Source organism: Litoribacter populi, assembly GCF_007483685.1.
Lineage (GTDB): Bacteria > Bacteroidota > Bacteroidia > Cytophagales > Cyclobacteriaceae > Litoribacter > Litoribacter populi.
The window spans coordinates 278,022-298,896 of record NZ_VMKN01000001.1 but is presented as its reverse complement, the minus strand read 5'-3'; the positions used below and the strand labels follow the sequence as shown (position 1 = coordinate 298,896).

The 20,875-nt window shown below is 41.6% G+C and carries 12 protein-coding genes; 6 read left to right on the top strand and 6 right to left on the bottom strand.

The annotated features are described in order from the left end of the window. Positions 1-18 precede the first annotated feature (18 nt). On the bottom strand, positions 19-3,726 hold the full coding sequence (locus FPL27_RS01330; protein WP_143959373.1) for a PAS domain-containing sensor histidine kinase: 3,708 nt from the start codon (positions 3,724-3,726) through the stop codon (positions 19-21). Between the two features lie 110 nt (positions 3,727-3,836). After that, the gene (locus FPL27_RS01325) at positions 3,837-5,081 is read right to left on the bottom strand and encodes an aspartyl protease family protein (RefSeq protein WP_185974260.1); all 1,245 of its coding nucleotides are present in this window, start codon (positions 5,079-5,081) and stop codon (positions 3,837-3,839) included. A gap of 179 nt (positions 5,082-5,260) precedes the next feature. Here FPL27_RS01325 and FPL27_RS01320 point away from each other — a divergent pair, with 179 nt between their 5' ends. After that, a complete protein-coding gene (locus FPL27_RS01320; protein ID WP_143959371.1) occupies positions 5,261-5,731 on the top strand; it encodes a Fur family transcriptional regulator in 471 nt (156 codons plus the stop codon). On the opposite strand, the gene FPL27_RS01315 is transcribed toward FPL27_RS01320, so the two are convergent. From FPL27_RS01315 to FPL27_RS01300, 4 genes are all read right to left on the bottom strand, one after another. After that, the gene (locus FPL27_RS01315) at positions 5,728-6,162 is read right to left on the bottom strand and encodes an SRPBCC family protein (RefSeq protein ID WP_143959370.1); all 435 of its coding nucleotides are present in this window, start codon (positions 6,160-6,162) and stop codon (positions 5,728-5,730) included. The two genes, FPL27_RS01320 and FPL27_RS01315, sit on opposite strands and share 4 nt — an antisense overlap. A 135-nt stretch (positions 6,163-6,297) precedes the next feature. Next, positions 6,298-7,236: a protease modulator HflC gene (gene hflC, locus FPL27_RS01310; protein WP_143959369.1), complete on the bottom strand. Its 939-nt coding sequence runs from the start codon at positions 7,234-7,236 to the stop codon at positions 6,298-6,300. 1 nt (position 7,237) lies between these two features. Beyond that, positions 7,238-8,203, bottom strand: a complete 966-nt coding sequence (hflK, locus tag FPL27_RS01305; RefSeq protein ID WP_143959368.1) for an FtsH protease activity modulator HflK — start codon at positions 8,201-8,203, stop codon at positions 7,238-7,240. Between the two features lie 56 nt (positions 8,204-8,259). After that, positions 8,260-8,859 (bottom strand): cytochrome c oxidase subunit 3 family protein, encoded by a 600-nt coding sequence (locus FPL27_RS01300; RefSeq protein ID WP_143959367.1) that lies wholly within the window; start codon positions 8,857-8,859, stop codon positions 8,260-8,262. A gap of 133 nt (positions 8,860-8,992) precedes the next feature. On the opposite strand from FPL27_RS01300, the gene mfd reads away from it, so the two are divergent. The 5 genes from mfd to FPL27_RS01275 all read left to right on the top strand — a co-directional run bounded on the left by mfd (position 8,993) and on the right by FPL27_RS01275 (position 20,827). Next, positions 8,993-12,340, top strand: a complete 3,348-nt coding sequence (mfd, locus tag FPL27_RS01295) for a transcription-repair coupling factor (protein WP_143959366.1) — start codon at positions 8,993-8,995, stop codon at positions 12,338-12,340. Positions 12,341-12,519: 179 nt separating this feature from the next. Then, positions 12,520-13,734: a gliding motility lipoprotein GldJ gene (gldJ, locus tag FPL27_RS01290; RefSeq protein WP_143959365.1), complete on the top strand. Its 1,215-nt coding sequence runs from the start codon at positions 12,520-12,522 to the stop codon at positions 13,732-13,734. 260 nt (positions 13,735-13,994) lie between these two features. Continuing rightward, positions 13,995-16,427, top strand: a complete 2,433-nt coding sequence (locus FPL27_RS01285; RefSeq protein ID WP_143959364.1) for a prolyl oligopeptidase family serine peptidase — start codon at positions 13,995-13,997, stop codon at positions 16,425-16,427. 131 nt (positions 16,428-16,558) lie between these two features. Beyond that, positions 16,559-19,360, top strand: a complete 2,802-nt coding sequence (locus FPL27_RS01280) for a YCF48-related protein (RefSeq protein ID WP_143959363.1) — start codon at positions 16,559-16,561, stop codon at positions 19,358-19,360. Positions 19,361-19,576: 216 nt separating this feature from the next. After that, positions 19,577-20,827 carry a cystathionine gamma-synthase family protein gene (locus FPL27_RS01275; protein WP_143959362.1) on the top strand — a complete coding sequence of 417 codons (1,251 nt, stop codon included), beginning with the start codon at positions 19,577-19,579 and terminating at the stop codon, positions 20,825-20,827. Positions 20,828-20,875 lie beyond the last annotated feature (48 nt).

The window sequence follows — 20,875 nt, the reverse complement described above, 5'->3', positions numbered from 1 at the left end:
GCCGATAGAGTTGCCTTTTTATGAATTAATGGTAGGTTCGGTTATCGGTTTTTTAAGAGCCATGCTTTTTAGAAAGACTTTGAAAGTAGTTCCTTTTCCAAGTTCGCTTTCTACAGTAAGGTCACCATCAAAAGCCCTGATCTGTTCTCTGACCAAATAAAGTCCAAGTCCTTTGCCGTCTACATGAGAGTGAAATCGCTGATAGAGTCCGAAAAGCCTATCTCCATAGCGGTCCAAGTCAAGCCCGATACCGTTATCGGTAAATGCAATAATATGGTAATCTCCCATTTTGTAAGATTCTACATGGAGCGCAGGTGGTCTTTCGGGATGCTTATATTTGATTGCATTCGTCAGGAAGTTTAAGAAGAAGTTTTCCAGATGCGAATAGACATAATTGATATCGGGAGCCTGGTTAAAGTCTGTTGAAATTTTTACTCCAGACTCGATGATCTGTTGATAAAGACTTCTTTCTACATTGTTGATCACATGCTGGAAATTCAAGTGTTCAACTTTGGGCACCTTTTGTTTCTTAATGGATACTACCTCAATAAGGTCCATCAGCGTAGCACTAAGCAGTTCTGTGGATATCTTAAGGTTATCGATCACCTCCTTGTTTTCTGGATCTGCTGGATCTTCCTCATCATAAAGGTTGAGCAAGGCAGATATGTTAACTATTGGAGCCCTGAGATTATGGGATACGATATATGCAAAGCGCTGTAACTCCTCATTGTGCGATTTGAGATCTTTGATAAGCTTTTCCCTTTCCCTCTCAGATTTTTTAGATTCGGTAATGTTTTGGGTCACCAAAAGAATCCTATCAATCTCCCCATCAGCATTGGTGAGAGGTACTCCACTTTTGAGATAATGCTGACCGCCATAGCTGATCTCATACATAACCGTTTCCCCTCGGAGAACTGCATCCAGATGAGTTTTTGCTTCCACTGCCACCTCTGCCTCATACTTAAGTAAGTGGAAAGATCCGATCAGCTCTTTGGGGTTCATGCCTAAATGCTGATATTCCTTGCCTTCTGTATAGATATAGCGAAGATCTTTATCGAGTACATCCACAGTTCCTTTGGGGAAATTTTCGGCTATACTTCGATAAAGCTGCTCAGACTCGATTAGTTTTTTCTCAGCAGAAGTCCTTTCGGTGATATCATCGGCAAAGATCACATAGTTGCTATTACGATCATCACCCAGGGTCACCACCGATATTTTCAACTCCCTGTGCTCCCCATCAGGAACCGGAAGGTGGAAATAGGAGGAATAATTCTTGGTTCTGGAAGCTTTTGCAATCAGACTTTTCAGTCTGATCATTTTGTTTTTATCTATAAGTCTGATATCCAACAGTTGATCTTTATTTTCAATGTTGAAAATCTCAAGGGTTTTTTCGTTGATAAGATTGATGTGGAAAAGGTTGTCCACAGAGAAAATGGCATAATCTGCTCCATTAAGTATGGCCTGCTGCAGATGATTGGTGGTAATGAGTTCCTGTTCATATTTGACCCGCTGCATTTCAACGCCTACCCGGTCACCGATAATTCTCAGGATCTTGGAAATATTTTCCTCATTATCCATTTGCTTTTCATCCATAAAGGCTAGAATTCCGATCTTGTTATCCTCAGCGTCCAAGATCGATAATGCAGCATAGGATTCAATATTTAAATCGGTTAACAACTTATCCTTATAAAATTGATCAGCAACCCCATTTCTAATCACCAATGGTTGATGACCAGGTTGATAAATGGCATGGGAGCAAGGAGTGTTTTCCAGAGGATAATTAAAATTGGGAAGTAGCTGGCCGGCCTTGGCAATGGCCAACGTTTTTATATCATTAGTGCTGGCAATATATTCCCCAATCATGCAATACCGTATGCCTAATCTAACTGTCAAAAGTTCGCAGAGTTTATTGAAAAACTCAGTACCTTTCAGCTGGGCGGATATGTCGGCGACTTTATTGAGGATGTTTTGAATAAATTCCTGTTCAGTAAGGTCCTCTATGGTTGCCAAAAATGTATCACTGCTTTCAATTGATCTGACCGTGATTCTTACATAATAGCTGATTTTATGATAATAGGTTAAGTAAGGTCCCTCGTAAAACCCTTCCCCCGTACGAATAGCGTCTTGAAAAGCTTGATATGCAGGCTTATCATATAGAATCTCTGCTAGGTCTTTGCCAACCAAAATATCCTCACTTTTCAATTGAAGCTTTTGTAGAAGTCTCCTATTTAGCCCCTGGATGGTCCCCTTTGAATCAAACTGTATGATTGCAAGTGGGCTTTCCTCATATAGGGATCTGTATTTGAGATAATTAAATTGTGCTTCAGTCTCTTTTTCTTTGGTATAGGTAATGTCGATGAAAAACCCAGCCCAAATATATTCATCTTTGTATTGCTCAAGTTTGTTGGAGGCGCCATAGACCCACTTGGTCTGTCCACTTGGGGTGATGATCCGGAAATGTGATTCAAATTTAGTCCCAGCCAAATATGCCTCCTCATCTATGCGCAACACTTCATCTACATCCTCGGGATGGATTAGTTCAATCAAGCTTTGTACAGAGTCCATCAACACTGTAGAGTCAAGTTCCAAGAGCTGCTTAGAACCTTCGCTGACGAACATAAATTGCCTGAAACCTCCCGTGCCTCGCTTGAGCATATACACCATGCCAGGCACCACACCGGTAAGTTCCTTAAGTTTTGACTTGTTGTCCAGGAGGTCCATTTCGGCCTGCTTCAACTCGGAAATATCCCGGATAGCTCCTAGTACAAACATTTTTCCCGTCGCAGATTGAAAAAACGGTTTTGCCAGGTCGTGAACAAATATATAATCACCCGCCTTGTTTTTCATCCTATATACTACATCAAAAGTCTGCTCCAAATCCAACTTGTCATCAAAACCGGTGATCAAAGGATCTCTATCGTCAGGATGTATGAGCTCTCTCCAATCTAAAACTGAAATTTGATTGAATTCCTCAAATGTATAACCGAGGACTTTTTCAATCGCCCCAGACCATTTCACTACTTTGTTGCCGATTTCGTGTTCATAATAAATGGCGCCCGACTGCTGCTTGATCACTTGCTCATACACCTCTTCATCCATAATATCCATTTCAGCATCAGAAGATCCATAGCAGATGGAAATCAATCGAAGTCCATTTTTGAGCATTTCGGATTTAATAAACAACTGTTTGCTGAAGATTTCGAATTTGGAGTTTGTATTTGTCTTCAAAAAGTTTTCAAGCTCTGAACTGTTCAAGAAATTGAACCGCTCCAAAAGCAAATACAGGATATCACGAAGCGAGTTTGGCTTATTGTTCTGCTGATTCTTTTCATAACAATACACCTCACCAGAAGCATTTATTAACCAACTGAGGTGTATTTCTTTGGGGACAGGTTGCTGGAAAACCAATATATTACATAGGTAGGATTTGTCCTCCTGAGCAATTACGCAGCCTTCTAGCTGGGCAAAAGTAAACTGATGTTGATTGAGAATAAAAGGGGTGCAGACTTGCTCACCGCTACCAAGAATTGAGAACATTTTGGCAAAGAAGGGCCGGTCGAGAGCGGGCATTAACCTTTCAAAAAAAGATTCCTGCATCACCTTTTCTCCCACATTCAGAAATTTCTTAATGGCTGTGGAAAGATAAAGTAACTCAAAACGTTGATTTGGGTGTTTTCTGAGAGTTAATAATATATTCTCAATATTTAAGTCGGCTCCTACCACCATTATATCTAATCAATTACACATGTAGTTTCCCAAAAATAGCCTATTTCTCTTTACTTCAATAATTTATAGGTAATATATTATCGATTACAAAACTCTTAGTCTTGATCCTATCAGATTTGCCGCTCGAGTTTCAGGTCTTTCACCAGGTTGACCTTTGCATCTTTGATTATCCGATGTATTTCTACCCTAATCTTTCTACCATCACGACTTCTAAATAGCTCGGTCACATCAGGCAAATTCCAAAATTCAACCGGAATGCCGTTGACTGCCACAATCTCATCACCTACCTTAAAGCCTACTTTTTCAGCTGGTGAATCACTGCGAATTTGCTGCACAAAGAACCGCTTTTCTGCAATCATGGGCATACGAATGGTCAGCCCACTCATATCAAATTCAAAAGGTTGCCTGAAAGAGCTGGCCCTTTTATAATAAAGTCTTTCTCGGGGATAATCATATATGATCAGCGCCCTGCTCAAAACATCCGAACCTAGACTCCCCAGCCTTCCGGTTTCGATAATTATATCCGAAAACTGCGTTTCATCAGGATAAGAGGTAATGATATCCTTAAACCGCAACCGCCCAACCGTCAACTTTTTGACACGGCCCACCTCACCGGTAAGGTCGCCGCCCAAACTCGTACCCAGGTCACTTTCCAGGGTTTTTTCAGGTAGCACTATATCTTCTGAAGTTTCTTGGTTGAGCAAAAGTCCATGGTTAGCTCCGGTGTCAATTAGGAGTTTGGCCTGAAGGGTTGGCCCTGATGCTTGTCGAATGACGGAGGTGACATACGGTTTTCCATTGTCAAGCGTCATGTTCATTTTCTTATAACCAAAAGGCTTTCTTCGGAACCTATTTTCTCGATAAAAGGTGATGATGTTGTTGTCATAATCCACTTTTACTGGATTGAATTTAAAAAACTCATGCCCTATCACCCCGTGAATAGGAATCCCCACTACTCTTTCCAGCTCCACAAAGTCTTTATCCAGTACCAAAAGCGCTTGCACACTCCCCACCAAACCGTCCATTTGAATCTCATTATTGGGACTTATTGATGCTGATAGCACAGTTTTACCATCAGCACCCATGAGGTTGATTTTTCTGGAGTAGAATAGATCAAGTTCATCCCCGATGGTTTTACTGAAAAGTAGGTTGGACTTCACCCCAGTGTCGATAAGAAAATTAAGCTTTGGTGACCCATTAATGGAGGCAGGCAAAATGATAAGGTTGTTATTCGAAAGGAATTGCAATTCAATTTTATTTTGCTCTTCCTCCATAAAAAACCCCGGCACTTGGCTATGGCTTCCAAAGGCAAAAAAAATGAGAAATAAGAGGGTCAAAAGACTGGGTTTGATCATAATGGGTTTAATCCTACCCATTAATATATAAATATTTTTTGGCTTCCCATTCCCTAAACCAATTTCCTGGGTAAGAATATGCGGTTTATTTAGAATGATAGCAAATAACAGTATATTAAAAGGGTGTGGTTTGAAAAAATTTAAAAATCCTGCATCTTTATTGATTATTACAATTTCTTATGGCAGAAAAGTCGGTTTTAGAAAAGGCAAAGAAGATTTTTGAAAATTTCCTCAGCAGACAGGGAAGCCGAAAAACCCCAGAAAGGTTTTCGGTTATTGATGAACTATATGCGCTCCCCCAAGATGAGCACATTGATGTAGAGGGACTGTTTCTTTTGATGAGAAACAAAGGCTATTCAATTAGTAGAGCCACCATCTATAATACCCTTGACCTCTTAGTGGAATGCGGACTGGCCGTGAAGCATCAATTCAAGGATAAAGTCGCTCTTTACGAGCAGGCGCTTACTTACAAGCACCATGACCACCATGTGTGCAATCAATGCCGAAAGATCCGGGAATTTTCTGATGAAAGGATCAATCTTATCAAAGAAGCTATGGGCATTGAATTCCAATCAGCCATATCAAGCCACTCGCTGGTGTTATATGGAGATTGCCAAATCCCAGGTTGCGAAAATCTCAAGCTCGGCTAACGAAAAAGCCGCTTATAAATAGGTTTACGGTACAGAAACTGCAACCACATCGCAGGATAGAGCAGGAGAGTAAGCGGTAAAGCTCTGCCCTCAAACGTTATGTTATCCACAATTTCAGTCTTACCATTTTTGCTGATTAAAAGATGTTGATGCTTCCAAGACTTTAAAAAGAATGGAAGCTTATCTCCCTCATCGATAAAGAAAAAGGACTCTTTGCCCTCATAGGACCTGGTTACTTTACCCAGCCATCGTTGCGTGAAGAATCCAAAATTCAATTCCATTTCAAACTGGTTGTCTAGATCAATACCATCAAACCGCTTGATGGTCACCTTGGGGAATGGAGGACTCAATTTTTGCAAAAGCTCGCTGTTAAACTGGGACTTAACCTTACCTATGTCCTGATTGACCAAAGTTTTGATGCTGATTCTCATGAATGATAAAGCAGAAAATGAGAGATAATGTTCTAAAAATGAAACACCGAGTTAAAGGATGGTTTAAAAAAAAAGTCTCACAAAGTACTGAGATAGCACATTGTGAGACTTTTTATAATTTTGGCCCAGATATTATTAAGGCAACTTGTTCAAATATTTGAAGAACTCACTGTCTGTTGAAATTATTAAACTAGTCTTGTCATCCATGGATTTCTCGAAACTTTCCATGGTTCTCAAAAACTTGTAAAGCTCTACAGATTGCCTGTTCTTATTATAAGCAGAAGCATAGATATTAGTGGCTTCAGCATCAGCCCTACCTTTAATCTCCTCAGCCTCTCTAAAAGCTTCTGATTGGATTTTGGCCAAATCCCGCTCTTTGTTTCCTTCGATCTTCCTTGCCTCACCTTGACCTTCTGATCTAAATTGGTCAGCAATCCGGTTTCGCTCACTTATCATCCTATCATAAACCCGGTCTCTTACCTCGTCCACATAGTTCATCCGCTTAAACCTGAAATCCAAAATTCTCACTCCAAGATCTGTGGTCCGTTGATTGGCTTTTTCCAGAATTATGGTCTCAATCTGGCCTCTACCTACCCCAATGTCTTCCAAAATTTCAATCTCTTCCATAAAATCTTCCGTTACTTCGGGCTCCCGGTTTGTAGATCTCACCAAGTCCAAAAGCTCATGACTTGCAATGGCATTTCTTGTCTCTCCATCTAAAATATCATCAAGCCTAGACTGAGCCGACCGCTCATCACGGAGCCTGATGAAAAACTGTAATGGATCCGTTATTTCCCAACGGGCATAAGTATCCACAAAGATGAATTTCTTGTCTTTAGTCGGCACCTGGTTTCTGTCTCCATCCCATTCCAAGAATCGTTTGTCGAAAAACTGAACCTTGTGGACAAACGGAGTCTTAAAATGCAGTCCTGGGCTCGTCCTTGGCTGCCCCACTGGCTTTCCAAATTGCGTCACAATGGCCTGTTGGGTTTCATCCAATATATAAATACTGCTGGTCAGTACTATCAGTCCTGCTACAGTTAATACGATCCAACCTATTTTATTCCTTCTCATATCAATTCTTTTTATCCAGGTTTAAAAGTGGCAAGACATTGTTGCCTTTCTCGTCAGTGATGACCTTGTTACCGATATTCGGAAGAATTTTTTCCATTGTCTCCAAATAAATCCGCTGCTTGGTCACTTCTGGCGCCTTCTGATAGGCCTCAAAAAGTGAATTGAATCTATCGGACTCACCTCGTGCTCGGTTTACCCGGTTTAAGGCAAAAGCTTCGGCAAGTTGAATCGTCTCATCGGCCTCCCCTCGAGCCCTTGGAATCACTCGGTTGTATTCAGCCTCGGCTTGATTGATTAGGGTTTCCCTTTCCTGTTGGGCTTGGTTAACTGCATTGAAGGAAGGTTTTACTGGATCCGGAGGGTTCACATCCTGAAGTACTACCTGGTCGATGCGGATGCCATTTTCATATTCATCGCACAACTCCTGAAGCAACACTTCCACACTCGTGGCAATTTGTTGTCTTCCCACTGTAAGAACCTCATTTACCGTGTGGTCTCCCACAATTTTTCTCATAGCTGCCTCAGACATATCACGAAGCGTTTTTTCTGCATTTCTCACGCGGAACAAAAACTTGTAGGAGTCAATGATCCTGTATTGCACCACCCATTCCACATCAGTTAGATTAAGGTCGCCGGTCAGCATCATCGATTCGTCGCCATAAGCAGTTTTCGAATACTCAGAACGTGGGCTTGAAGTTTCGGTCCTGAAACCAAATTCTTGCTTCAACTGCCGCTGAACGGGAATCTTGTGCATTCTTTCTATTCCGTATGGAAAAATGAAATTAAGGCCAGGCATAACTACTCGGTCAAACTCACCGAGCCTTACTACCACGCCTTCTTCTTCCGGGCCGACTGTTTTGACAGCGGTGAAAATCCCCACTAATAATAATAAGCCCACTACAATTTTGCCGAGATACATCTTAATCCAATCCGGATTGATGTTTATCTCATACTCTCTATCTGACATTTTCGAATTATTGTTTTCGGTGAAGGTAATGATTAATTGCTAAATGCAGGTAAAAGTTAATTAAACGAGGCAAATATTAAAAGGAAAAGTATAACCCATATTAAATCCATAAAATACCAATAAAGTACAAAAAGGCGGATTTTCATTTTCTCATAAGGATTCACCATGAAAAGCATACTTTTGAAGGGATCTTTAGAAGCCAACTTCAATTGTCCAAAAAGTAGAAACGCAAAAACCAGAGCTCCCAATAAATGAATAGCGTGAATGCCGGTGAGTACAAACAAATAGCTTTCCGAAGCCACTCCCCTAAACCTTACTCCCATACTCTGAAGCTCCAGCCAGCCTAAAAGCTGAAGTAATGTAAATATCAATCCCAGTAGAAGCATACTAAGGACCATTTCCTTCAATTTGAAAAATTCATCTCGGATGTAAAGGTCTAACAATTTTGAAGCCGCCACACCGCTTCCCACCATTACTCCGAGACTTGCCAAAAAAGAAATTGGAAATTTAAACGACTGCAGAACAAATTGCTGCTGAAAAGAAAAAATAAAGGCAATGCTGAGGTAAAAAAATATCAACCCACTGCCGAACATCCCCAGATAAACCAATGTTTGGTAGGGATGCAAATCTTCAACTTTCTTAAACCAAGTAGCCACGCTCTAATTCATTCCTTTCGCTTTATAAAACATTTAAAAACAACTTAGGTTCTGAAGCAGAGAGATAAACTATTGTAAAAAATGATTTCCTAACTTTGCACCACAAGATTTTAAATCTCAAAAACCACATACTTTGGAAAAACAGGCTTTTCTTTCCCTCTATCAACACGACCCGATTTTCAAAACCATTGCTGCTGATCTTAAAAAAGCAACGGGAGACACCTTGCATTTAAAAGGGGTTTATGGAAGCTTGGACATGATACTGGCTTCAACGCTTTTTAATCAGTTAGCAGCTCATCAGCTTATCGTGGCACATGACAAGGAAGAGGCGGCTTATCTGGCGAGTGATTTGTCCTCATTGATTGATGATGAGATCTACATTTTCCCAACCTCCTATAAAAAACCCTATCAGCATGATGAAGTAGAAAATGCAAACGTACTCATGAGAGCAGAAATTCTCAACCTCATTTCTGATAAGAATATAGGGAAATTACTTATCGTAACCTATCCAGAGGCACTTTTCGAAAAAGTTATCAACAAAAAATCACTAAAGGAAAACACCTTTACCGCTCAGATAGGCGAAAAAGTTGATTTAGAATTCATTTCCGAACTGTTATCCACTTACGATTTTGAGAAAACAGATTTTGTATATGAGCCAGGCCAATTTGCCATACGGGGTGGTATTATTGATATTTTTTCCTTTGCCCATGATGAGCCCTACAGACTCGACCTTTTCGGGAGGGAAATAGAAAGCATAAGAACTTTCGACCCAGAAACTCAGCTGTCAATAGCTGAAATAGACAAAATCAACATCATCCCAAATGTGCAGACAAAGTTGCTTCAGGAAGTAAGGCAGTCCTTTATCGAATTTCTGCCAAAAGACACCATCCTTTGGTTCAAGGACTTTCAGCTCAATTTGGACATGCTGGATACGGCTTTTCAGAAAACTGTGGATAAATACGAAAGTCTCACCCAGGATGGACAGCCGAAAAAGCTTCTCACGCCACCAGCAGACCTATTTGAGAATGCAGAATCCTTCAAGATACAATTAGAACCTTTCTGCAAAATTGAGTTTGGCAACAAGTTTTATCTCACGGCCAAAAAAACCTATGAATTTGACGTTTCCCCGCAGCCATCGTTCAACAAAAACTTTGACTTGCTTGTGGATAACTTAGGAGAAAATGCCGAAAAACGCTTTATAAACATCATTTGCTCGGAAAGTGAAAAGCAAATGGAAAGGTTGCTTAATATCTTTGAAGAGTTAGACCCAACCTTGAAAGTGCAGACACTATCCATCAATCTCCGTCAAGGATTTGTGGATAAGTCTCAAAAAATCGCCTGTTACACTGACCACCAGATCTTCGATCGATATCATAGATATAAGACAAAAGCAAAAGCTAGCAAAACTAAAGCACTCACCTTAAAAGAACTCAAATCACTAAATCCAGGGGATTTCGTAGTTCACGTGGATTATGGAGTCGGAAGGTTTGCCGGATTGGAAAAGGTCGATGTTAACGGCAATTTCCAGGAAGCAGTCCGGTTGATATTCCGCGACGATGATTTGCTTTATGTCAACATCCACTCCCTTCATAAGATTTCCAAATACTCAGGACAGGAAGGCACCGCGCCTACTATGTCCAAACTCGGAAGTCCGGAGTGGGAAAACAAGAAAAGCAAAGTCAAGAAAAAGGTCAAGGACATTGCCAAAGACCTTATTTCACTGTATGCCAAGAGGCGAAATGCATCGGGTCATCAATATAAACCCGACAGCGTATTGCAGGTGGAATTGGAAAGTTCCTTCCTCTATGACGACACTCCCGATCAAGCCGTAGCTACAAGCGATGTCAAAACCGATATGGAAAAGCAGTATCCCATGGACAGATTGGTCTGTGGGGATGTGGGTTTTGGAAAAACTGAGATTGCCATCCGCGCTGCCTTTAAAGCGGTGAACGATCGCAAGCAGGTTGCTATTTTGGTGCCTACTACCATTTTGGCCATGCAACATTACCAGACATTCAAAGAAAGGCTTCAGGATTTTCCGGTCAAGGTGGATTACATCAACCGTTTCCGCACTACAAAAGAAATTAAGGAAATCACCAAACAGGTGACCTCTGGAGAAATTGACATCCTGGTGGGCACACACCGTATTGTCAACAAGGATATTAAATTCCGCGATTTAGGATTGTTGGTTATAGATGAAGAGCAAAAATTTGGCGTGAAAGTCAAAGACCAGCTCAAAGAATTAAGAGTAAATGTGGATGTGCTCACACTGACGGCAACGCCAATCCCCAGAACACTGCATTTTTCCTTAATGGGAGCTAGAGACCTTTCGGTAATTGCCACCCCGCCACCAAACAGGCAGCCGGTGACCACTGAAATCCACACGTTTCAGGAAGAGGTAATCCGCGATGCGGTAGCCTTTGAAATAAGAAGGGGTGGGCAAGTTTTCTTTGTCCACAACCGTGTGGGAGAGATTGACAGTATCGCTAATCTTATCATGAGGTTGGTACCAGATGCAAAAGTAATTGGGGCGCATGGGCAAATGGATGGCAAGAAATTGGAAAAAGTAATGGTAGACTTTATCGAAGGTGAATATGACGTCTTAGTTTCCACCAACATCATCGAATCCGGCTTGGATATCCCAAATGCTAATACTATTATTATAAACCGGGCCCACATGTTTGGCCTGAGTGACCTCCACCAAATGCGCGGAAGAGTAGGCCGAAGCAATAAAAAGGCTTTCTGCTATCTTCTCACTCCTCCAACTTCAGGCTTAACTTCCGAAGCTAGAAAGAGATTGCAGACCTTGGAGGAATTTTCCGACTTGGGAGATGGCTTCAAGGTAGCTATGCGTGACCTCGACATCCGCGGAGCCGGCAATCTTTTAGGAGCTGAGCAAAGTGGGTTTATCACCGATTTGGGCTTTGAGATGTACCACAAAATTCTTGATGAGGCCGTTCAGGAATTGAAGGAAAACGAATTTGCATCCTTGTTTGAAGATGACCTGAAGGAAAAAGTAGAGATTTTGGTGCAGGATTGCGTAATCGAAACGGACATGGAATTGTTAATTCCGGAGTCTTACGTATCAAATATTTCAGAAAGGTTGAGTTTGTATTCAAAATTGGATAATATTAAAACTGAAGAGGAGCTGGAGAAATTTAACAACAGCCTTCAGGATAGATTTGGACAGATTCCTGAGGTGGTAAAGTCTTTGTTAGAAACTGTTAGGCTTAGGTGGATGGCAGAAAAACTCGGTTTTGAGAAGTTGGTTTTGAAAAACGGGGTCATGAAATGCTATTTTGTACCCTCGACGAGAGAATCTTATTTCAAATCAGACATTTTTGGCAAAGTTTTGGGTTACATACAGACACAGCCTAAATTTTGTAAAATAAAAGAACACAAAAATCGTTTGTTACTTACTATCAGCGGAGTAACTTCAGTGGGCAAAGCCAAGCAGTGGTTACACGATATGAAAAGCTGAAATTTTTGAAATTTTTTCACAAGTAAAATTTTGTCATTTCAGCATATATTTATGCAAAATTTCCAAAGAATAGGAAATATTCAGGTTTTTTGGCGTTTAGCAAAAAATTCTTTTAGTTGTAATACGGTTTTATAGATTATATATTAGCACTTTAATAGGCAGCAAAAATTGATTGTCAAATGATATTTGGAAACAGAAACTTAGGATTAATCTTAACTGTACTGACCTTAGTGGCAGTTACAGCTTTGTCTTCATGCAGTAGGGATGGCAGAAGAACAGCCGGAAAGCCTGGAAAACAAAGTGCCTCTACAGGTGCGGATTTCAGCTTTAATGACAATGACACCACCCAGTTCAGGGTAGTGCGAGTCAACAAAGAGGTGGTCGGGCCAAGACTGAAACTCATCCAAGGCGGACGTGCAGTGATAGGCTCACAGGAGCAGGATGTGATGGCGTTCAGAGACAATACCGAAAGAACCGTTACAATCGCCTCCTTCTATATGGATGAAACCGAAGTAACTAACCTTGACTACAAAGAATTTCTCTTTGACATGGGCAAGAGAGTCAGCCAAGATTCCGTACTTCGTTTAGAGCCAAACGAGGGAGTTTGGGCCGGAGCAATGTCCTACAACGACGTTTACTCCACCTACTATTTCCGTCACCCAGGTTTCAACTACTACCCTGTAGCCGGTGTAAGCTGGGTTCAGGCAAACGCTTACTCTGAATGGAGAACCATCCGGGTAAATGAGTTGATGAGAGAAAGAGAAAAACTTGATACTACCCTAACTAGAAATCAGCTAATCGAAAGAGGCGTGGTACTTCCTCAATACAGACTTCCAAACGAAGCTGAGTGGGAATATGCAGCCAAAGCAATGATTGGCACCCAATATTTGGATGAAAATCAGGAAAATGGCAGAATTTATCCTTGGGACGGTAGAGGTATGAGGAATCCGTATAATGTCAAGAGAAAAAGAAGACAAGGTGATTTCTTGGCCAACTTCAAACGAGGTCGTGGTGATTACGCAGGTATCGCCGGTGGCATGACCAACGATGGTGAAATCATCCCAACCAACGTATATGATTTCCCTCCAAATGACTTTGGTCTTTACAACATGGCTGGAAACATGAACGAGTGGGTTCAAGATGTTTACCGTCCGCTATCCTTCCAGGATTTTGATGACCTTAACCCGTTGAGAAGAGATGGAATCTATGATGAGGAGTCTACGTATGGTACTTCTTTAATAGATGATAATTTTAGAGTTTACAAAGGAGGTTCATGGAAAGATGTAGCTTACTGGCTATCTCCAGGTACCAGAAGATTCATGCACCAGGATTCAGCAACCAACCATATCGGGTTCCGTTGCGCCATGATCAGAGTAGGTGCTGAAAACAAATAAGAAAAAAACAAAAACTTTAGAAGCCGGGCCTTTCCACAAGGGTCCGGCTTTTTTTTGACCGTTCAGCCCCTAAACCCACCATCGGGGAAATTTTCTCTCCCCTCTTGCCGGATTTTTATTATCTTAAAAACTGGAATTAAACTTAATTTGTATATCCGCTTTATTGCCAGGATTATCTTCGGTCTTCGGTCTTCCGGCTCCTTAAACAAGAAATTAATGGTTACTGGCATCATTGCGGATATTCATAAAACTTAATATATATGATTATAAAAACTACTTTACTTAGAAAAGTAAGCTTGGTCTTGTGTGTGGCTTTGGGAATTTCATCCCAATATGTCCAGGCACAGGAATCCAGCTATCAAACTCCTCCAAGTGAAATCGAGGAATTGGTAAAAGCTCCAGTGACCCCAGCAGTTACTTTTAGCAAAAGTGGCGACTTCATGTTGCTTCTTGAAAGAGCCGGATATGGCTCTATCGAAGACTTGGCCCAGCCAGAACTTAGAATCGGGGGCATACGGATCAACCCTGCCACCAATGGGCAGAGCAGAACCTCCTCGTTCAACAACATAAAATTCAAAAAAATCAAGGACAATGAAGCTCAAAGTATTTCGGGACTTCCCGAAAATCCTAAAATAGGCAACATCAGTGTTTCCCCAGATGAGAAATATCTGGCATTTACCCACACTACAGGTGAAGGCATAAGCCTTTGGGTGGCAGATTTGTCTACCCTTGAGGCAAAAGAGCTGGCCAGCAATCTGGTAAACCAGGTTTACGGACGCTCCATTCAATGGCTTCCAGACAACAGAATATTAGTAAAGGCAGTCAACCCCGAAAGAGGTGAAGAACCTAAGGCACCCCTAGCCCCAAAAGGGCCGACTATTCAACAGTCCACTGGCGATGCTGCTCCATCTAGAACTTACCAAGATTTGCTTCAAAATCCGCATGATGAGGATCTCTTGGCCTATTACATGGACAGTAAGTTGATGGTGTTTGATCTAGATGGCGGAAAACAGGAAATTGGCGAGTCGGGTATGATCAAATCTGTGAGCCCTTCACCAGATGGCGAATATTTTATGGTAGAAACCATCCAAAAACCATTCTCCTATCTCGTGCCAGCATCAAGATTCCCTTATAATGTGGAAATCTTAGATAGAGAAGGTAACAAAGTGAAAACTTTAGCAGAAATACCATTGGATGAAGTGAGACCAACAGGTTTCGATGCGACAGTCACGGGTCCTAGATCTATCAATTGGAGAGCAGACAAGCCTGCTACGCTCTACTGGGCGGAAGCTCAAGATGGAGGAGACCCAAGAGAAGACATTGAAGAAAGAGATGTGGTCTATATGCAGGAAGCCCCATTTAATGGAGAGAAAACTAAACTTGCTACAACTTCACTTAGATTTGCAGGGATTAATTGGTCAGATGACAAATTTGCCATTTTGAATGAAAGATGGTTTGCTTCCAGACAAGAGAAGCGCTCCCTTATCAACCCTTCCAAACCTGGAGAAAAGGAAAAAGTCATCGTTGAGCGTTCCTATGACGACATTTACAATGATCCGGGAAGCCCATTATTTATTGACAACCAATATGGTAGATCAGTTATCCACAGAAAAGGAGATAAAATTTTCATGTCCAGCGAAGGTGGCTCTCCTGAGGGCAGTATGCCCTACTTATCCACATTAAATGTAAAAGATGGCAAAGAGGAGATCCTTTGGAGAAGTGAGGCACCTTATTACGAAAGAGTGGCTAAGGTCATTAGCACCGATGGCAGTGAATTTATCACCGTCCGGGAAAGCACTGAAGAGCAGCCAAACTATTGGATCAGAAATACTAGAAAAAGAATTGCTCCAATACAGATCACAGATTTTGAGCATCCTTACGAATCTTTGAAGGGCATCAATAGAGAGTTGGTTACTTATGAGAGAAATGACGGCTTGAACCTTTCTGCTACAATTTATACCCCTGAAGGTTATGACTCAGAAAATGACGGCCCATTGCCGGTATTGATGTGGGCATATCCTCGTGAATACAAGTCTGCAGCAACAGCAGCACAAGTAAGAGGCTCAAAATATGAGTTTACGAGATTAAGCTGGGGCTCCCCCCTTTATTGGGTAACTCAGGGTTATGCAGTGATGGACCGTACCGAGATGCCGATTGTTGGCGAAGGTGACGAGGAGCCAAATGACTATTTTGTGGATCAGTTAGTGGCCAACGCAGAAGCCGCAATCGATTATATTGCTGAAAGGGGCATTGGTGATCGTGATAGAGTAGCAGTTGGAGGCCACTCCTATGGCGCATTTATGACGGCTAATTTATTGTCGCATACTGATTTGTTTGCCGCGGGTATTGCAAGAAGTGGTGCTTACAATAGAACTTTGACACCATTTGGATTCCAGTATGAGCAAAGAACGTATTGGGAAGCACCAGAGATATATAATACTATGTCTCCATTCATGAATGCACACAAGGTAAAAACTCCAATTCTATTGATACATGGAGAAGCCGATAACAACTCTGGAACATTCCCTATCCAAAGTGACCGTTATTACAATGCCTTAAAAGGCCATGGCGCAACCACACGTTTAGTGTTTCTTCCACATGAAAGTCATGGGTATGCCTCTATGGAGTCTATCCTCCACACACTTCATGAGCAACATGAGTGGTTGGAAAAGTGGGTGAAAAACAAGAATTAAGATTATTTGCATAAAAAAAGGGACCTCAAAGGTCCCTTTTTTTATGCAAATAATTTTTGGCCAGGAAGTCAATTTATACATCAATATTTCTAATTTTAATTTTTAATTCATTTTTCCTGTTGTTTTTCTGCATGAAAAAAATATACCTGCTCCTCATCTTTTGCTTTTGCATCAATATGGCCTTTTCCCAAACCTGGAGAAGAGTCTCCAATTGGGGCAATGACTATAATGCCATTCATTGGGTAAATGAGGAGGTGGGTTTTATTGCTGGAAAGAATATTATCCTAAAAAGTATTGATGGTGGTTTGAGTTGGGTGGAGCAGGAACCACCATTAAGAACTTCCATGCGTGGAGTCACATTTTTCAACCTTAACATTGGCATGATGGTCGGGGACGAAGGCCAAGTTTTCCGTACATCTGATGGGGGAGAAAATTGGACCACAAGCCAACTTCCATCACAGGAAACATTTACTAACATCCATTATTTTGACGAAAACGAAATCCTGGTTTCCGGTGAGAAGGGTAAAATGTATCGTTCAACTAGCGGGGGAGATTCCTGGAATCCTGTGTCCATTCCCACAGGCGCAGATTTGAACTCCCTACATTTTGTGGATAACTCTATCGGATTTTCATCCACATCCACATCTGAAGTCCTCAAAACCACCAATGGAGGTCAAACCTGGCAAGTTATCCCTACCGGTTTCGATTCTAATTTAAAAGACATCTACTTTGTAAACGACACTTTGGGATACACTGCCGGTACTGCCGGGACCATTCTAAAAAGTATCGATGGTGGTCTAAATTGGACTTTTATAAACAGCGGTGTCGATACGGATTACACCAAAATAGCCTTCAGCAGAGTCAACCCCAATATCGGCCTATTTGCCGGAAATGACGGATACCTCATGAGGACCACCAACGCCGGTTTGACCCTAGCCGCAGTAAATAGCCGCACGCCACAGACGATTAACGACCTTAAATTCAGATTCAATACTAACGCTGTCTTTGCTGTTTCCAATAGCGGAACTCTAACCTCCTCCACCAATAGTGGGGGCGGTTGGGCTATCAGGCTTTCGGGAAACAGAAATGATTACAATGCCACTCATTTTAAATCCGAAAACCATGGTTATATCGTGGGGGAAAACGGGCTGATCTTATCAACAAATAATGGAGGAAACAACCTTGCAAATCGCTCAAGGCCTATTTCTATTTCTATTTTAAGCCTTTATTTCACCACCAATACCCTAGGCTATGTGGGTGGGCAGAACGGAATCATTTTGAAAACCACCAATTCTGGAGGAGGCTGGACAGCCCTGAATGCGGGCACCAACCGCGATATTTTCGGGCTATATTTCTTCAATAATAATTTGGGATATGCTGTAGGAAGTAGGGGCTTTATCACCAAAACAGAAAATGGTGGGGTAAACTGGGTCACCGTAGACCCAGGCAATAAAAACTTAAAGTACAATGATATCAAATTTTTCAATAATGAAGTAGGCCTTATCATTGGTGAAAATGGCTTTTTATCCAAAACTGTGGATAATGACAATTGGGAAGAAATAAATTTCCCAGCGAATGAATACCTCACTTCTATTGAAATATTAGACGAAAACACCGCAATTATTACCGGCAGAAACGGTGGATTGTGGAAAACTTCCGATCAGGGAGATTCCTGGACAATCATTCCCACACCTTACACAGTACACTTCAATGATGCCCACTTTTTGGATGAACAAGTGGGTTTTATAGCGGGTGACAATGGTCATATCATTAAGACCGCAGATGGAGGCAAAAGCTGGGAGAAAATACATACAGGTACTTATCAAAATTTTACGGGAATTAGTTTTGGGGATCTCAGCACTGGTTTTGCCGTCGGAGAAGCAGGCACATTTTATAAATACAGCTGTCTGGTGCCCGAAAGCCCTGTTGTTATCTTTGGAGAGAGCAACATCTGCGTCAGTCAACAAGCTTATTCTATTCAAGGCACTACTGAACCTGGAGTCACTTACGAGTGGCGTGTGGATGGAGGTACTATCTTGGAAGGACAGGGAGGCACTCGAATTGTGGTTAGGTGGGATAACCCCGGCCGCCATGCAGTAATGGTTAGGGGTCAAAATAATTGTGGAAACAGTGCGACAAGAGCAATGGAAGTAGCAGTTTCTAGCGAACCAGGTCAAGTGAACGAGATAATCGGAAGCGGATCAGTTTGTATCAACACATTTGAAACCTATGAATTGGACTCCTTAGTTGGAACCGAGTATTTTTGGGAAACAAATGGTGGAATAATCAGAGAAGGACAAGGCACAGGTAGAATTTCAGTGGAATGGACCAACCTGAATGAATATAGCTTAAAAGTATCACCCATCAACCCATGCGGGGCAGGTTCTTCAGTGTCTAAATCCATTAAAATTAACCGCGAGCCAGATATGCCTGACGAAATCAGGGGAGCAGCAATGACAGGCCTGGGGATGGAGGAAGAATATGAAGTGGATGCAATTGCCGATATGAGCTATCAGTGGCAAGTAGAAGGTCCCGGACAGATCCAGTCTGGTCAAGGTACTTCCAAGATAAAGGTCAAATGGCTCGAAGAAGGAGATTTCACCATTAGCGTGATCCCAACTAACTCATGTGGAACAGGCGAAGCTAGACAAAAGGCCATCAGGGTGGATTTCATCACCTCCGTCGAGCGAGCGACAGACCAGGATTGGAAACTATTTCCCAACCCTTCAACTGGAAACGTTCAGATTGATTTTAATGGAATTTCAGACGTCAGAAAAATTGAGGTTATCAATTCTACTGGCCAAAAGGTGCGAGAAATCTATCTTTCCAGCCCTCAGCAGCATTTGCAGCTTCAAAATTTACCCAAGGGATTGTTCAGCGTCCGCTTAATCGGCAGAACGCAAGAATTTAACAAAAAGCTGGTGGTTAATTAAGCTACCATCCGATTCCAATATTAAATGCGTTTAGGATTCTAGAAAAGATGGGGCTACCAAATAAAATTTGGCATTATTAAAACAATATACTTTTTATTCTATTTTAATAAAATTTTAACAAACCTCAACCTCTTTTAACAACACATTATTTTATAACCTTGGTTGGAAAATCATAGGAAATTACTGTCCTTTGCATCAAATTAAACCCAAATAACGATGCATAACAGAGATTTTCATCCGGAAAGTTTGATGATGACCCATGGCTACAAGCCAGAACTTTCAGAAGGCGCCATCAAATGTCCAATTTTTCAAACCTCTACCTTTGTTTTCAAGAATGCCGAAGAAGGCAAGGCCTTTTTTGAAGTGGCATACGGAAAGCGTGAAAAGGATCCACATGAGGAACTAGGGCTGATCTATAGCCGCTTGAATAACCCTGATTTGCAGATTTTGGAGGAAAGACTTTCTCTATGGGACAAGGCCGATGAATGTTGTGTATTTGAAAGCGGCATGTCTGCCATTTCCACCGTAATGTTGGAATTTTTGAGGCCAGGGGATGTGATCCTTTATTCCAAACCCGTTTATGGTGGCACCGATCATTTTGTTAACAAGGTACTTCCTGAATATGGCATCAATGGCCTAGGGTTTACAAGCGAACAGTCCAAAGAGGAAGTTTTGGAGATGATTAAATCTCGAGACTTGCAATCCAAGATAAAAGTTATCTACATCGAAACTCCTGCTAATCCAACAAACGCCCTGTTTGATATAGAGATGTGCAAAGAGATCTCTAATGAGTTATCCACACCTGAGCAAGAAATTGTCATAGTCGTAGACAACACCTACATGGGTCCTTTGTGGCAACAGCCTTTAAAACATGGAGCTGATTTAGTGGTTTATTCTGCTACAAAATACATTGGAGGACACAGTGACCTCATCGCCGGAGCGGTCCTTGGGAAAAGCGCTCATATGCAGAGGGTACGTCGATTGAGAACTTTCCTAGGCAATATGGCAGGTCCTTGGACTGGCTGGCTACTAATGAGAAGCTTGGAGACGCTGAAACTGAGAATGACACAGCAGGCAGAAAATGCCAAGCACGTTGCTGACTACTTACTGAATCATCCAAAAGTGGAAAAGGTTTATTATTTAGGCCACCTGAGGGAAACCGACCCCTCCTATAAAACTTACAAAAACCAGCTTTCTTGCGCCGGGGCGATGGTTTCATTTGATGTCATTGGTGGAGAAAAAGAAGCTTTCAAATTTTTGAACTCACTTAAGCTGATGAAACTAGCGGTATCCCTAGGAAGTACAGAGTCATTGGCAGAACATCCGGCATCTATGACCCATTCTGACGTTTCTGATGATGATAGAGCCCTATTGCATATCTCCGACAAGCTGGTAAGACTGTCTATTGGTGTGGAACATTATAGTGATATCATTTGGGATGTTGAGCAGGCCTTAGAGCAGGTTTAAAAGAAAGAACATATTATCATCTTAATAAAATAAAAAGGGCTTGCATTT

Excerpts from the sequence above, each read along its gene's own strand:
- FPL27_RS01330 (WP_143959373.1), bottom strand. The coding sequence starts at position 3,726 with ATGGTGGTAGGAGCCGACTTAAATATTGAGAATATATTATTAACTCTC.
- FPL27_RS01325 (WP_185974260.1), bottom strand. The coding sequence starts at position 5,081 with ATGATCAAACCCAGTCTTTTGACCCTCTTATTTCTCATTTTTTTTGCC.
- FPL27_RS01320 (WP_143959371.1), top strand. The coding sequence starts at position 5,261 with ATGGCAGAAAAGTCGGTTTTAGAAAAGGCAAAGAAGATTTTTGAAAAT.
- FPL27_RS01315 (WP_143959370.1), bottom strand. The coding sequence starts at position 6,162 with ATGAGAATCAGCATCAAAACTTTGGTCAATCAGGACATAGGTAAGGTT.
- hflC (WP_143959369.1), bottom strand. The coding sequence starts at position 7,236 with ATGAGAAGGAATAAAATAGGTTGGATCGTATTAACTGTAGCAGGACTG.
- hflK (WP_143959368.1), bottom strand. The coding sequence starts at position 8,203 with ATGTCAGATAGAGAGTATGAGATAAACATCAATCCGGATTGGATTAAG.
- gldJ (WP_143959365.1), top strand. The coding sequence starts at position 12,520 with ATGATATTTGGAAACAGAAACTTAGGATTAATCTTAACTGTACTGACC.
- FPL27_RS01285 (WP_143959364.1), top strand. The coding sequence starts at position 13,995 with ATGATTATAAAAACTACTTTACTTAGAAAAGTAAGCTTGGTCTTGTGT.
- FPL27_RS01280 (WP_143959363.1), top strand. The coding sequence starts at position 16,559 with ATGAAAAAAATATACCTGCTCCTCATCTTTTGCTTTTGCATCAATATG.
- FPL27_RS01275 (WP_143959362.1), top strand. The coding sequence starts at position 19,577 with ATGCATAACAGAGATTTTCATCCGGAAAGTTTGATGATGACCCATGGC.